The organism is Kitasatospora sp. cg17-2, assembly GCF_054031055.1.
In genome coordinates, this window is sequence record NZ_CM132923.1 from 6,034,306 (window position 1) to 6,048,615 (window position 14,310).

Below are 14,310 nucleotides of genomic sequence, written 5' to 3' on the forward strand. Positions count from 1 at the left end.
ACTGGTGTTCGGTGTGCGGGCCGGCCGGTGCCTGGCGGCCTTCGAGGGGCGGACGGGCCCCGGTCGGTCGGGGGCTAGCCCGCCTCGGCCGACGGGGAGCTCCGGGGCTTGGTGGTGGTCGGCTTCCGGGGCGGGACGGTGCCCCCGGACGGCTTGGTGCCGGTGCCGCCGGTCGGCCTGGCGCTCGGCGAGGTCGGGGCCGGGGCCGAGGGCGTGGACGTGGCGGCGGGCGGCGTGGCGGGCGGAGCGGGCGGCGGCACCGTGAGCAGCGGCTGCGAGCGGACGGTCCACTGCCCGGCGTACCGGGGCGCGGACACCCCGGCGGCGTACGCGGCGCTGGCCGGGCCGGACGCGGTGACCCGCCAGTCGACCTCCTTGACGGCCTCGTACCAGATCAGGCCGATGATGTCCGGGTGCCGGGGCAACTGCTCGAACATCTCGGTGATCCAGCGGGCCTTCTGGCCGGAGCTGTCGGTGGCGGCGGTCTCGGTGATCACCACGGGCTTCTGGCTGAAGGCCCGCAGCTTCTTCAGCGTCGGCTCGAAGATCTGCTCGAAGGAGGCGTACTTCTCCAGGCCGACGGTGCCGTAGTAGCCGGACAGGCCGATCCAGTCGACGTAGTCGTCACCGGGGTAGAGCGAGTCCAGCGGGGTGGCGTTCTCGTAGTCGATGTTCGGGCTCCACACCCAGACCACCTTGTCGGCGCCGGCCTGCCGGAAGAGGTCGTGGACGTGCTTCCATGCCTGGACGTACTGGCCGCGCCGGTTGCCGTTGGCCTGCTCGGCCCACGGGTACCAGTAGCCGTTCATCTCGTGGGCGAAGCGCAGGGCGATCGGGTAGCCGAGGTTCTTGACGCCCTCCGCCCACTGCTTGATGTAGGGGTCGAACTCGCCGCCGACGATGCGGCTCAGCGCGTAGTCGGGCTGTTCGCCGCGGAGCTTGTCGACCTTGGACTCCTTGTGGAAGTCCCAGGGCTCCCAGGCGACCATCGGCATGATGCCGCGCTCGGCCACGGTGTCGAAGACCCGGCGGTCGAACCGCTTGTCCCACCAGCCGACCGAGAACTCCAGCACGTTCGGGTTGTGCTTCACGGCGGTGGCGAACTCCTCGACCGGGGCGAGGTCGTAGGGGCCGGCCTTGGTCATGAGGCCCATGAAGGCGCCGCCGGGGGCCGGGAAGGGGGCCGGCGCCGGGGCCGGTTCGGCGGGGGCCGGGGAGGGGGCGGCCGTCTCCTCGCCGCCCGCCGTCGGATCGGGAGCGGGGGCGGGGGTGTCGGCGGGCGTAGCGGCGGCGGTCGGGGCCGGCGCGGCCAGCGCGGCGACCAGCCAGTCCGGCATCGCGGTCGGCGCCTTGCCGGAGAAGGCGTACGGCTCGGGCGCGTGGCGGGCGTTGTACTTCGGCGCCAGCACGAAGGCGTAGCTGGCCAGCAGCGCGAGCGCGAGCAGGCCGACGATCCGGGGCACGGTGATCCGCAGCATCAGCGGCCGCCCTTCCGGCCGCCGCCGGCCGGGGCCGGCTCCAGCAGTTCCGCGAGTTCCCGCTCGGGGCCCGTCCCGGGGCCTCCCGCGGCTGTTCCGTCCTCGTCCGGTCCGGCGGGTCCGGCGGGCTCGTCGTCCATGTCGTCCATGTCGTCCATGTCGTCATCGGCACCGACGGTGTCGGCGTCGGTGCCGACGGCACGGCGCGGGGCGGGCAGCCCGGCGGCGGCCCGGCGCTCGGCCCGGGCGATCCGCCGCGCGCTGACGAAGGAGATCACCGGCGGCGCGATGCCGGTGAACATGCTGAGGCCCGCCCAGAACCGCAGCAGCCAGATGCCGTGGTGCAGGGTGAAGCTCGCGGCGAGCAGCCCGGCCGCGACGGCGGCCCACAGCAGGTGCAGCCGGAAGGTCGACAGCCGCTCGGCGCTGCGCAGATCGCCCTTGGCGGTCACCGCGTAGGCCAGCGGGCGGCGCAGCAGCGCGGCGATCGCGGCCGCGAGGTAGACCGGTCCGGCGAACAGGGCCAGGCCCATGCCGGCCATGCCGATCTCGCGCCGCTCGTGGGCGGCCAGGTTGAAGCGCCGCAGCCAGAGCCAGAGCAGGAACCAACTGCCCATGCTGGCACCCCAGAGCGAGGTCCAGAGCACGGTGTCGAGCTGGATCGAGGTGATCCCGCAGGCCAGGTAGACGGCGGTGGCGAGGCTGCCGAGGACGGTGGTCACGGCCACGCTGGGGTAGTAGAACTGCACCAGCCCGTACAGCACCCGCTGGCGCGTGCGCAGCCGGATGCCCTTGCGCAGCCGGGTCCTGAGCAGGATCTCCCAGATGCCGAACGCCCAGCGCTTCTGCTGGTTGAAGTAGTCGGTCCAGGAGGTCGGGCCCTCGCCCACGGCCAGCACGTCGGGGGTGTAGACGCCCTTCCAGCGGCGTCCGGTGGCCGGGTTCTCGGTGGCCTGCACCCGCATGCTGGTCAGGTGGTCCTCGATGATCGAGTCCTGGTAGCCGCCGATCTGCTGCCAGGCGGCGGGCCGGTAGAGGTGGTTGGTGCCGATCAGCAGCGGCGCGTCCATGCCGTTGCCGCCGCGCTCGACCAGGCCGGAGAAGAGGTACTGCTGCACGGAGGCGCCGTGCGCGACCCAGTTGTCGTACATGTTGCCGTACACCTGGGGGGCGACCACGAAGGCGGTGTCGGGGTCGCGGAAGTAGCCGAGGGTGCGTTCCAGGAAGCACGGCAGGGGGACGTGGTCCGGGTCCATCTGGGCCACCACGTCGTACTTGTGCTCGTGCTCGGCCCGCCAGGAGTTGTGGTTGCCGGACTTGGTCTTCGCCCGGAACTCGCCCTCCGCCCGGTTGTACTCGGGGCGGCCCTTGCGGCTGAAGTGGTGCACGCCGAGCCGGGCGGCCATCGCCTTCACCCGGTCGTCGTCGCCCTCGTCGAGGATCCAGACGTCGACCTCGCCGTCGTACTCGATCTCCAGCATGGCCGCGAGGGTCTGCTCGACGATCTCGATCGGTTCCTTGGACGGCACGATGGTGGTGAGCACCGCGACCTTGAGGCCGGGCCGGGCGGTGACGGGTATCGGGTCCTTGGCGCGGAAGGCGAACACCCAGACCGCGAGGTTCTGGACCAGCCGCACCAGTTCGACGGTGACCACGGCGCAGAAGCAGATCCGGGCGACGTTGATCCGCCAGTCCGGGGACCAGCCGACGCCCGGCCCGGGTATGTGCGAGGGCAGCAGCAGCCAGCCGACGAACACCAGGCCGGCCACCGCGTTCAGGGCGACCAGCAGGGTCAGCACGACCTTGACGCCGGGCGAGGAGACGGCGCGGTAGCGGACGGTGTCGACGCCCTCGCCGTCCCGCAGCGGGCCGGTGGCCTCGGCGCAGGCCAGGTAGTTGCGCCGGGCCGAGGCGTTGCGGGACTGGCTGCGGGTCGCGCGCCGCTCGTGCGGGGCCTCGGGGAGGAGCCTGCTGTGGCGTCCTCGTCCGCGTCGGCCGCCGGTGGGCGCAGTCCGTTCGTCGGTGGAGTCCACCAGCCCAATCCCCCGTTGTGGGCCGTCCCGTGACCGGGTCGGCTGCGGTTGTCCTCGTCCTGGCCGGTGCGTTCGCGGTGCCCGCCGTGTGGGCGACGGGTCCGGTGGTCCCGCCGTGTGGGCGACGGGTCCGATGGCCGCTAGTGAGCATAAGGGCACCCCCCGGTGACGGGTCATCGGGGGGCCGGGGGGAGTGTCCGGACGCTGTTCGTCCGGATGTCTCCGGATCAGGGGGTGATCTTCACCGAGTTGGCGATCTGGTCCATCAGCGTCAGGGCCGGGGCCTCGGTGGCCTGGTCGAGGCAGATCTGCAGGACCGGCACGGTGGTGGCACCGGCCGCCGGGGTCACCTCCAGGACGCCGCAGTAGGCGTCGGGGGTGGAGGAGCCGCTGGACATCGGCACGTGCCAGAGCGCCAGGTAGCCGTCCATGCCCTGGATCTTGACGGCGGACTGCTTCAGCGGCTCGGGCGGCGTGGGCGCGTCGGAGCCGAAGCGGGTGTTGTAGAGCAGCTGGCCCATGCCGAGGACCATGGACTTCGGGTCGGCCCAGCCGCCGTTGAAGACCCGGAGGTTCTGGACCACCAGACCGCGGGTGCAGGCGCCGCTGCCGTGGCCGACGCAGGCGTACGGGGAGACCGCGTAGCGCACGTCGGTGGGGTTCTTGGCGTCGCTCTGGACCTGCCAGTCGGCCGGCAGCAGGAAGTTCATCTTCGACTCCTGGCCGGTCACCTGCTTCCCGCCGGGGAACTGCTGACCGCCGGTCAGGGTGGCGCCCATGAAGCCGTTGGGGCTCTTGGGGTCGGCGGTGGAGGTCGGGCCGGCGCTGCCGCCGGCCTGCGGGGTGGCGGGCTTGTCGGCGGTCCGGTGGCCGACGACGTAGCCGGCGCCGGCCATGACCACGGAGAGCAGGACGGCGCCGACGCCGAGCAGCAGCTTGCGGCGGCCGGTGTTGGGCTCGACGGTCTCGAACACGACGGAGGTCGGCGTGAACGGCTGCGGTGCGGCCGGGGCGGCGGCGGGCGTGACCACGGTGGGCGTCGCGGAGACCGAGGGAGCGGGGCCGAACGCGCCCGGCGCGCCCTGGCCGGCGGCGCCGCCGGCCGAGGAGCTCACCGTCGCGGCGTCGGCCGCGGACTTCGGCCGGGTACGGCCGCTCCATGCGGAACCGTCCCACCAGCGCTCCGTATTGGCCTGGCCGGAAGGATCGTCGTACCAGCCAGCCGGCGTGTTCCCCGTCGTCATGCGGCGGATCCTAGCAGCGCCCAAATCCGATCGTCATACCCTCCGGCGGATCGCAACCCTGGCCTCGGAAGTCGTCCGGCCGGCGCCGGACGGCCGCTCAGAACCGCATGCTGTAGACCATCAGATCGACGCCCGGCACCGGCGACCAGTCCCGCTCGGGGGCGCGGCCGAAGCCGACCCGCTCGTAGATCCGGTGGGCGGTGGTCATCGCCGGCTGGGTGGAGAACGCCATCCCGGCCAGACCGAGCTCACGGCTGCGGGCGAGCGCGGCGCGGACCAGCGCCTCGCCGACGCCGCGCCCGCGGGCGGCCGCCGCGGTGGCCAGCATCCGGATCTCGCCCTCCTCGGGGGTGGCGATGTCCGCCCAGGTGGTGCCGCCGACCGCGAAGGTGACGCAGCCGAGCACGGTACCGGCGGCCGCGTCGACCGCGACCAGCAGCTCGGCCTCCGCGGCCCGGCGGGCCGCGTCGCGCAGCCGGTGGACGTAGTCGCCGTCGGCCGCGGTGTGGCCGTCGCCGACGAACGCCTCGACGGTTATGCGGCCGGCTTCCTCGAACTCCTCGGACCGGGCCGGGCGGATGACGATGTCCATCCGGCCAGTCTGCCCGAGCCGCCGGGGAGGACGGTGAGCGGGGGTGCGGCATCGTCGCCGGTGGGGGCGGTGGCGGCGGTGCGGACGGGGTCGGTGGCGGGGTCGGCGGACGGGCGGAGCGAGGCGGCGGGCATGGTGCCGTAGAGCCGGTCGGGCAGGGCGGGGTCGACGGGGTAGCCCCCCTGGCGGTGCCAGTTGTCGCGTCCGGTGGCCTTCTGCGCGGTCACCTCGCGTCCGATCAGGGCACCGAGCAGGCCGAATCCCCCGACCGTCCCGAGCAGGGCCAGTGCGCTGGCGAGCGTGTCGGAATCCATGTCTCCACTCTCCCGTCGGCACTGGCGCGGGACGAGTGGCAGTAATGCCCGAATGCATCGAAAAACTGCCAACGCCGGGGCTACCCTGTCGGCATGCTCAAGAACGTGGTCGCGGTCGTGATGGAAGAGGTCCACCCCTTCGAACTCGGGGTGGCCTGCGAGGTGTTCGGCCTGGACCGGACCGAGGACGGACTGCCCGGCTACGACTTCGCGATCGCCGGCCCCCGCCCCGGCCCGCACCGCACCCACGCCGGCTTCACCATCGACGTCCCGCACGGCCCCGAGCGGATCGCCGCCGCCGACCTGGTGGTGGTCACGGCCACCACCATCAGCCGGGAGTACCCGGAACCGCTGCTGGACGCGCTGCGGGCGGCCCACGCCCGGGGCGCCCGGGTGCTGTCGATCTGCAGCGGCGCGTTCGTGCTCGGCGCCGCCGGACTGCTGGACGGCCGCCGCTCCACCACCCACTGGCGGTACAGCGCCGAACTGGCCGCCCGGTACCCGAGGACCACGGTCGAGCCGGACGTCCTCTACGTGGACGACGACCCGGTGATCACCTCCGCCGGTACGGCGGCCGGCATCGACGCCTGTCTGCACCTGGTCCGCCGGGTGCAGGGCGCCGAGGTGGCCCGGGGCATCGCCCGCCGGATGGTGGTGGCCCCGCACCGGGAGGGCGGGCAGGCGCAGTTCGTCTACCGGCCGCTGCCGGAGGGGGACGGCGACTCGCTGGCCCCGCTGCTCGACTGGATGCGCCACCACCTGGACGAGGAGTCGACCGTCGAGCAACTGGCCGCCCGGGTCCACATGTCGCCGCGCACCTTCGCCCGGCGCTTCCACCAGGAGACCGGCACCACCCCGCACCGCTGGCTGATCGGGCAGCGGCTGCTGCTCGCCCAGCGGCTGCTGGAGTCGACCAGCGAGCCGGTGGACACCATCGCCGCCCGCTGCGGCTTCGGCAACGCGGCCACCCTGCGGCACCACTTCGGCCGCCGGCTCGGCACCACGCCGCTGGCCTACCGGCGCTGCTTCGCCGAGCCCGCCGCCAGGGTCGCCGTCCGGGCCTGAGGGCCTCGGCGGGCCCGGGGCCCGGACCCCGGGCCCGCCGCCCCCGTTCAGTCCGCGCGTTCCAGGTGCCCTGTGCCGTTCCAGAGCTCCGGCCGCAGCCGGCCGGCCTCGGCGCGCCAGAGGCTGGTGGAGCAGTTGCGCACCGGCTCCAGCGCGACCAGCTGCTCCTCGGAGAGCCGGTCCAGCGCGTAGCGGAGCATGAGCACCGTGCAGTCGTGCGCGATCAGCAGCACCGGCCGCCCGGCGTCCTCGGCGCAGACGTCGCGCAGCACGCTGCGCACCCGCAGCGCCACGTCGGCCCAGGACTCGCCGCCGGGCGGGCGGTAGTACAGCTCGCCCATCTTCCGCCGCCGGGCCGCCTCCCCGGGGTGCTCGGCCTCGATGGCGGCCCGGGTCAGCATCTCCAGGACGCCGAGCTCGCGGTCGCGCAGCCGCTCGTCGTAGCGGACGGAGAGCGAGACCGGGACGGCGCCGAGGCCGGCGGCCTGGGCGAGCGCGATCCGGGCGGTCTCGGCGGTGCGCACGTACGGCGAGCACCAGACGCTGCGCGGCCGGTCGTGGCTGGGCAGTCCGGCCCACCAGCGGCCGAGGGCCTGCGCCTGCTGCTGGCCGTGCATCGAGAGCGGGATGTCCGCGTCCCGGCAGCTGATCGGGACGCTGAGCGCGCCGGCCGCCTCGGCGAGCTGGAACTCGACGTTGGCGGTGGACTCGCCGTGGCGGGTGGCGATCAGGACGGAGGGGACGGAGGACAGGCCGGGGGCCGCGGTGGCACCGGCGGGCCGGTGCGGGGCGGCCGTCCGGTGCCGTCCGTCGGTGTGGTGGTGCTGGCCGTTGAGGGTGGTGCCGAGTTCTGCCATTGCCGCCGCTCCCCGTGGGTCGATCAGTTGCCGGCCGACTGTCGGTCCGGTCTGGTTGGTGCCCTGGTGTGGTGCCCAAATCACGCGGCCGTTCATACATATGATCGCGCCGTCCCCTCCAGTGTTGACGGAGGGGACGGCGCGAACACAGGGCGCGCACAGCACGTATCAGTGCGCTGCCACGGGCTCCGGCGCGTTCTTCGGCTCCACGTCGCCGCTCTCGGCGCTGTAGTCGCCCGGCCGGGTCTCGTCCGGCCCGTCGGGCGCCTTGACGGCGCGCAGGACCACGGTGAGCACCACCGCCACCAGCAGGTTGAGGACGAAGGCGGTGAGGCCGATGTAGCCGAACTCGCCGATGCCGGGGATCTCGGCGGCGTTCCCGCCGAAGTGCTTGGTCTTGGGGCTGGCGATCCCGTAGGCCTGCCAGGTGCCGTAGACCATGCCGGCCGCCCAGCCGGCCAGCAGCGCCCAGTGGTGGAACCAGCGGGTGAACAGGCCGCCGACGATGGAGACGAAGGTCTGCAGGATCCACAGGCCGCCGAGCAGCTGGAGGTTGATCGCCGCCTGCTTGTCCATGCCGAGCACGAAGACCAGCGCGCCGACCTTGACCAGCAGCGAGACCAGCTTGGCGACCCGGGTCTCGTCGGCGGGGGTGGCGGTGGGCCGCAGGAACTCCTTGTAGACGTTGCGGGTGAAGAGGTTCGCCGCCGCGATGGACATGATCGCGGCCGGCACCAGGGCGCCGATCCCGATCGCGGCGAAGGCGACGCCGGTGAACCAGTCGGGGAACATGTTCTCGAACAGCTGCGGCACCGAGAGCTGGGTGTTGAAGCCCTTGTCGCCCTTGCCGACGCCGGCCGCGATCGCCATGAAGCCGAGCAGCGCCAGCAGGCCGAGCATCAGCGAGTAGGCGGGCATGATCGCCATGTTCCGGCGCACGGTGTTGCGGGACTTGCTGGCCAGCACCCCGGTCACCGAGTGCGGGTACATGAACAGGGCCATCGCCGAGCCGAGCGCCAGCGTCGCGTACGTCCACTGCTTGTTCTCGGGCACGGTGAGCGAGCCGCCGGACTTGGGCGCGGCGAACTTCTCGCCGACCGCGTCGAAGATGTGGCCGTAGCCGCCGAGCCGGATCGGGATGTAGATCACCGCGACGATGATCACCACATAGACGAGGGCGTCCTTGACGAAGGCGATCAGCGCCGGCGCGCGCAGCCCGGAGGAGTAGGTGTACGCGGCGAGCACCCCGAAGGCGATGAACAGCGGCAGGTCCTTGACGAACCAGTTCGCGTTCGCGCCGCCGCCGACGCCCAGCACGTCCAGCACCGCCTGGATGCCGACCAGCTGGAGCGCGATGTACGGCATGGTGGCGAGGATGCCGGTCAGCGCGACCATCAGCGACAGCGGCCGGGAGCCGTACCGCCCGCGCACGAAGTCGGCGGGGGTGACGTAGCCGTGCACCCGGGAGACCGACCAGAGCCGGGGGAGGAAGAGGAAGACCAGCGGGTAGGCGACGATCGTGTAGGGGACGGCGAAGAAGCCCGCCGCACCGGTCGCGTAGACCGCGGCGGGCACGGCCACGAAGGTGTAGGCGGTGTAGAGGTCGCCGCCGAGCAGGAACCAGGTGACCCAGGTCCCGAAACTGCGCCCGCCCAGGCCCCATTCGTCCAGGTGGTGGGCGTTGTCGGCGCGCCGCCACCGGGAGGCCAGGAAGCCCATCACGGTGACCAGCAGGAAGAAGAGGACGAAGACCGTCAGCGCGGGCACGTTGACCCCGTTCACCGGACCTCACCCGCCGTCCCGGCGCGGGCGGCCCGGCGGGCCTTCTCGTCGCGGTTGATCAGCAGGTAGGCCGCGACCGTGAAGACGGCCGAGGCCGGCACCCAGAGCAGCTGGTACCAGTAGAAGAAGGGGACACCGCCCGCCTCGGGGTCGAGCTTGTCGTACGAGCCCACCCAGAGCATCGCGACGATCGGCACCAGCAGGGCGAGCACGGCGAGCACCCGCTCGGGGGTCACCGCCGGCAGGGCGTGGCCCGGTGGCTCTTCTGGCTCGGGCATGACAGGTCGGTCGGTGTCGAGATCGGACGACATGGTTCGGCTCCGCTCCGGAGGGTCTCACCTCGCCGGCGCCGCAGCCGCGGGGGACCGCACAGCCCCGTGGCCCGCCGAGCAGCACCACTGGTGATCGGCAGTCAGTATGGATGCGGAATCTAGAGCATCGCGTGATCCATGTCACCGGATCGGTGCAGATTCCCGCCATCCGGACCCGCCGCGCGCCCCGGGAACACCGCGGGCCCCGGCGCGTACGCCGGGGCCCGGAAGCAGTGGGGGTGGTGCGGGAGCGCGTTCGCTACGCCGGCTCGGGCCGCTGGAGGCGGGTGATGAACTTGTAGCGGTCGCCCCGGTAGATCGAGCGGACCCACTCGACCGGGTCGCCCTCGGCGTCGAAGGAGTGCCGGGACAGCTGGAGCATCGGCAGGCCGAGGTCGGAGCCGAGCAGTCCGGCCTCGCGCGGGTCGGCCAGGGTGGTCTCGATGGTCTCCTCGGCCTCGGCCACGGTCACCCCGTAGACCTCGCGCAGGGCCGTGTAGAGGGAGTTGTGCTTGGCCAGGTTGCGGCGCAGGGCCGGGAAGCGCTTGGCGGACAGATGGGCCACCTCGATGGCCATCGGGTCGCCGTTGGCCAGCCGCAGGCGCTCGATCCGCAGCACCCGGCCGCCGGGCTTGATGTCCAGCAGCGGGGCCAGCCGGTCGTCGGCGGTGATGTAGCCGATCTCGATCAGCCGGGAGGTGGGCTCCAGTCCCTGGGCGCGCATGTCCTCGGTGTAGGAGGTCAGCTGGAGGGCCTGGGCCACCTTGGGCTTGGCGACGAAGGTGCCCTTGCCCTGGATGCGCTCCAGCCGCCCCTCGACGACGAGCTCCTGCAGCGCCTGCCGGACGGTGGTGCGCGAGGTGTCGAACTGCGCCGCCAGTGCCCGCTCGGGCGGTACCGGGGTACCGGCGGGCTGGGTCTCGGTGAGCTGCAGCAGGTGGCGCTTGAGGCCGTAGTACTTCGGCACCCTGGCGGTCGGGTCCGTGCCGCCCTGGGCGGCGAGGCTCTTCACCTGGGGGTCGTTGACCTGGGCCGTGCTGCCCCCGTCGCTGCTCATCGGACGTGTCTCCCGCTTCTCGCGGGGCCCGCGCGGGGCCTCGCCACTTCATTAACGGCTCACATCGTTGCATGTATGGCTACGGAACGAATACCTCATCACGCGATGAACGATGTGCGGTGTCGGCTTGATAACGGGTGGTCCGGATCGGTCGAACAGCCGTTGACAGGCCCATTGGTCTAGGCCAAGCTCCAGGCATCTGGTCTACACCACTAGGCCGGTCACTATGAATCCCCCCCACCGTTCGATGGAGTCCGCGGCACCATTCCTCCCACCTCGTGTGGGTATGCCGCTGCCACCCGACGGGGGTAACCAGGCATCCCTCAGGAGGATGGCGTGAAGCGTCAGCTCATCGCGGCAGTCGGCGTCGCGGCCATGGTTGTTGGTCTCGCGGCCTGTGGCTCGGACGCCAAGAAGGACGACAGCAACAACTCGGCGTCCGGCAAGTCGTCCGCCGCGGCCGACGGCAAGAAGGACTACAACGGCAAGACGCTCAAGGTGTGGCTGATGACCGGCTCGGCCCCCAAGGGCTGGGAGGACTCGGTGAAGGCCGAGTTCGAGTCCACCTACCCGGGCTCCAAGGTCGACTTCCAGATCCAGGAGTGGACCGGCATCGGCCCCAAGGTCACCGCCGCGCTCTCCGAGGGTTCCGTCGACGTCCTCGAGGTCGGCAACACCCAGACGGCGGGCTACGCCGCCACCGGTGGTCTGCTGGACATCACCAAGGACAAGGCCGCCATCGGCGGTGCCGACTGGGCCGCCAACCAGAGCGAGTCGGCGATCCTGGACGGCAAGCAGTACGCCGCCCCGTGGTACGTCACCAACCGCGTCGTGTCCTACAACAAGGACATCTGGGCCAAGGCCGGTCTGACCGTCCCGAAGACCCTGGACGAGTTCTACACCGCGCTGGAGAAGCTCAAGACCACCGAGGGCGTCGCCGACCCGATCTACATGCCGGGCCAGGAGTGGTACGTCTACTTCGGTCTGCTCACCAGCGAGGGCGGCAAGCTGGCGAAGAAGGACGGCGACAAGTGGACCGGCGGTCTGTCGTCCCCCGAGGCGCAGAAGGCCTTCGAGACCTACAAGAAGCTCCAGAGCTACTCGGCCACGGGTGCGAAGGACAAGGACGAGGCCAAGCCGCAGCAGAAGGACGTCTTCGGCAAGGGTGACGTCGGCTCGATCATCGGTCTCGGCTGGGAGCTCCCGGACGAGAAGGCCCTGGCCAAGGACAAGATCGGCTTCTTCCCGCTCCCGGGCAAGACCGCCGACAAGCCCTCCGGCGTGTTCCTCGGTGGCTCGAACCTGGCCGTCGCCTCGGCCAGCAAGAACACCGACATGGCCAAGGACTTCCTGAAGGTCGCCCTCAACGACAAGAACGAGGGCGCGGTCGCCGCCTCGGGTCTCATCCCGAACAAGGCCTCGCTGAACGACAAGGTCGTCGGCGACTTCGCCTCGGCCGCGAAGCTGGCCGCGGGCGTCGGTGGCATCACCCCGACCACCCCGAACTGGGCGAGCGTCGAGAACGACCCGAACCCGATCAAGGAGTTCCTGACCGCGGCCCTGACCGGCGACTACGCCGCCGCCGCCAAGAAGGCGGACGACGAGATCGCCAAGCGTCTCAACGCCAAGCAGTAGCAGTCGAGCGGCGTCGCTCACCGGCCCCCGGCGGGGGGCCGGTGGGCGGCGCCTGTCCGTCGTGGTCGGGTTGTCAGGAAGAGAGAACGATGGCTGTGCATTCGGAGCGGGTGCAGACACAGTCCCCGGAGTCAGGGAAGGCTGCTGTGGCCACTATTGAGAAGAGCGCCGCCCGTGGCAACGGCGCCGGCACCGCGAAGAAGAGCGCCAGACGGGCGGACGGGCCGAGCATCGGCTCCCGGTTCGCGCCGTACCTGCTGCTCCTGCCCGCCACCGTGGCCACCCTGGGCCTGCTGGGCTGGCCCCTGCTGAAGACCGTTCTGGTCTCGTTCCAGAACCTGAACGCGCGCCAGCTCGTCCAGCACCTGACCGAGTGGAACGGCTTCGAGAACTACACCGAGCAGCTCAAGGACGAGCAGTTCTGGGCCGTCACCGGCCGCTCGGTCGCCTTCACCGTGCTGAACGTCTTCCTGATCATGGTCGGCGGCGCGCTGGTCGGCCTGCTGCTGAACCGGCTCGGCAAGAAGATGCGGCTGCTGCTGTCGATCGGCCTGCTGTTCGCCTGGGCGATGCCGGTGGTCGCCTCGACCACCGTCTACACCTGGCTGTTCGAGACCAGGTTCGGCGTCGTGAACTGGCTCCTGGACACCCTGGGCTGGCACTCGATGGCCGCCTACAACTGGACCGGCAGCCAGTACTCGACCTTCTTCGTGATCCTCCTGCTGCTGGTCTGGGGCTCGATCCCGTTCGTGGCGTTCAACATGTACGCCGCGCTGACCACCATCCCCAAGGAGCTCTACGAGGCGGCCCGGATGGACGGCGCCGGGTCGGTGAAGATCTTCACCGCGGTGATGTTCCCCAACCTCAAGCCGTTCTTCCTGGCCACGACCTTCCTCGAGGTCATCTGGATCTTCAAGGCCTTCACCCAGATCTACGCGATCAAGGCCGGCGGTCCCGACGGCCTCACCCGCACCCTGCCGATCCATGCCTTCCTGGAGGGCTCCGGCCGCCAGCACTACGGCACCGGTGCCGCGATCGCGGTGCTCACCATCCTGATCCTGGGCGTCCTGATGGCGTACTACTTCCGGATCATTCTCAAGCAGGAGGACGAGCTGTGAGGCGCTCGCTCATCGGACGCACCTGGCCGAATGTCGTCGCGGTCGTCCTCTTCGTCTTCTTCGCGTTCCCCGTCTACTGGATGATCAGTACGGCCTTCAAGCCGACGAAGGACATCATCAGCAAGACGCCGGTGTTCATACCGTTCGACGCGACCCTGGAGCACTTCAAGACCGCGGTCAACGTGCCGAAGTTCTGGACGTACACCGCCAACAGCTTCATCGTCACCGTCCTCGCGGTGGTGATCTCGCTGGTGATCGCCACGCTGGCGTCCTTCGCGATCGCGCGGATGCGCTTCCGCGGCCGCAAGGTCTTCGTGCTGGTCATCATGGCCGCGCAGATGGCGCCCTGGGAGGTCATGACCATCGCGGTCTACCTGATCTCCCGCGACAACGAGATGCTGAACAGCCTCGTCCCGCTCACCGCCTTCTACATGATGATGGTGCTGCCCTTCACCATCTGGACCCTGCGCGGCTTCATCGCGGCGGTCCCGAAGGAGCTGGAGGAGTCGGCCATGGTGGACGGCTGCACCCGCACCCAGGCCTTCGTGAAGGTGATCTTCCCGCTGCTGGCGCCGGGCCTGATGTCCACCTCGCTGTTCGGCTTCATCACGGCCTGGAACGAGTTCCCGCTCGTCCTGATCATCAACAAGACCGACGGCCAGACCCTGCCGCTGTGGCTGTCCTCGTTCCAGACCGCCTTCGGCAACGACTGGGGAGCCACCATGGCGGCGTCGACGCTGTTCGCCCTCCCGGTGCTGATCCTGTTCGTCTTCCTGCAGCGCAAGGCGGTCGGTGGCCTCACCGACGGCGCCGTGAAGGGCTGA

13 protein-coding genes are annotated in these 14,310 nt (G+C 71.0%); 4 read left to right on the top strand and 9 right to left on the bottom strand.

The features are described from left to right. Window positions 1–74 precede the first annotated feature (74 nt). The 5 genes from ACW14Y_RS25485 to ACW14Y_RS25505 all read right to left on the bottom strand — a co-directional run bounded on the left by ACW14Y_RS25485 (window position 75) and on the right by ACW14Y_RS25505 (window position 5,661). On the bottom strand, window positions 75–1,478 hold the full coding sequence (locus ACW14Y_RS25485) for a glycoside hydrolase family 26 protein (protein ID WP_456983610.1): 1,404 nt from the start codon (window positions 1,476–1,478) through the stop codon (window positions 75–77). Then, on the bottom strand, window positions 1,478–3,511 hold the full coding sequence (locus tag ACW14Y_RS25490) for a glycosyltransferase family 2 protein (RefSeq protein ID WP_380436509.1): 2,034 nt from the start codon (window positions 3,509–3,511) through the stop codon (window positions 1,478–1,480). The genes ACW14Y_RS25485 and ACW14Y_RS25490 overlap by 1 nt, the downstream gene beginning before the upstream one ends. A gap of 227 nt (window positions 3,512–3,738) precedes the next feature. Next, window positions 3,739–4,755, bottom strand: a complete 1,017-nt coding sequence (locus tag ACW14Y_RS25495; protein ID WP_380304988.1) for a DUF2510 domain-containing protein — start codon at window positions 4,753–4,755, stop codon at window positions 3,739–3,741. Window positions 4,756–4,852: 97 nt separating this feature from the next. Further along, window positions 4,853–5,347 (bottom strand): GNAT family N-acetyltransferase, encoded by a 495-nt coding sequence (locus ACW14Y_RS25500; protein WP_380304990.1) that lies wholly within the window; start codon window positions 5,345–5,347, stop codon window positions 4,853–4,855. Beyond that, window positions 5,290–5,661 (bottom strand): hypothetical protein, encoded by a 372-nt coding sequence (locus ACW14Y_RS25505; RefSeq protein ID WP_380304992.1) that lies wholly within the window; start codon window positions 5,659–5,661, stop codon window positions 5,290–5,292. Before ACW14Y_RS25505 ends, ACW14Y_RS25500 begins: the two co-directional genes overlap by 58 nt. A 93-nt stretch (window positions 5,662–5,754) precedes the next feature. Between ACW14Y_RS25505 and ACW14Y_RS25510 the strand changes: the two genes are divergently transcribed. Then, window positions 5,755–6,726 carry a helix-turn-helix domain-containing protein gene (locus ACW14Y_RS25510; RefSeq protein ID WP_030392877.1) on the top strand — a complete coding sequence of 324 codons (972 nt, stop codon included), beginning with the start codon at window positions 5,755–5,757 and terminating at the stop codon, window positions 6,724–6,726. A gap of 47 nt (window positions 6,727–6,773) precedes the next feature. Here the strand turns inward: ACW14Y_RS25510 and ACW14Y_RS25515 are convergent, their stop codons facing one another. The 4 genes from ACW14Y_RS25515 to ACW14Y_RS25530 form a co-directional block, all read right to left on the bottom strand. Further along, on the bottom strand, window positions 6,774–7,583 hold the full coding sequence (locus tag ACW14Y_RS25515) for a histidine phosphatase family protein (RefSeq protein WP_266271404.1): 810 nt from the start codon (window positions 7,581–7,583) through the stop codon (window positions 6,774–6,776). 168 nt (window positions 7,584–7,751) lie between these two features. After that, window positions 7,752–9,365, bottom strand: coding sequence for a monocarboxylate uptake permease MctP (mctP, locus tag ACW14Y_RS25520; RefSeq protein WP_380436511.1), 1,614 nt, complete (start codon window positions 9,363–9,365; stop codon window positions 7,752–7,754). Then, on the bottom strand, window positions 9,362–9,643 hold the full coding sequence (locus ACW14Y_RS25525) for a DUF3311 domain-containing protein (protein ID WP_266312845.1): 282 nt from the start codon (window positions 9,641–9,643) through the stop codon (window positions 9,362–9,364). The genes mctP and ACW14Y_RS25525 overlap by 4 nt, the downstream gene beginning before the upstream one ends. A gap of 292 nt (window positions 9,644–9,935) precedes the next feature. Beyond that, the gene (locus ACW14Y_RS25530; protein ID WP_266271407.1) at window positions 9,936–10,733 is read right to left on the bottom strand and encodes a GntR family transcriptional regulator; all 798 of its coding nucleotides are present in this window, start codon (window positions 10,731–10,733) and stop codon (window positions 9,936–9,938) included. A gap of 336 nt (window positions 10,734–11,069) precedes the next feature. Here ACW14Y_RS25530 and ACW14Y_RS25535 point away from each other — a divergent pair, with 336 nt between their 5' ends. The 3 genes from ACW14Y_RS25535 to ACW14Y_RS25545 all read left to right on the top strand — a co-directional run bounded on the left by ACW14Y_RS25535 (window position 11,070) and on the right by ACW14Y_RS25545 (window position 14,310). Then, entirely contained in the window at window positions 11,070–12,368 is a 1,299-nt protein-coding gene (locus tag ACW14Y_RS25535; RefSeq protein WP_380304999.1) for an extracellular solute-binding protein, read from the top strand. Between the two features lie 89 nt (window positions 12,369–12,457). Continuing rightward, complete coding sequence (locus ACW14Y_RS25540) at window positions 12,458–13,486, top strand: carbohydrate ABC transporter permease (protein ID WP_380305001.1); 1,029 nt, start codon at window positions 12,458–12,460, stop codon at window positions 13,484–13,486. Further along, window positions 13,483–14,310 carry a carbohydrate ABC transporter permease gene (locus tag ACW14Y_RS25545; RefSeq protein ID WP_380305003.1) on the top strand — a complete coding sequence of 276 codons (828 nt, stop codon included), beginning with the start codon at window positions 13,483–13,485 and terminating at the stop codon, window positions 14,308–14,310. Before ACW14Y_RS25540 ends, ACW14Y_RS25545 begins: the two co-directional genes overlap by 4 nt.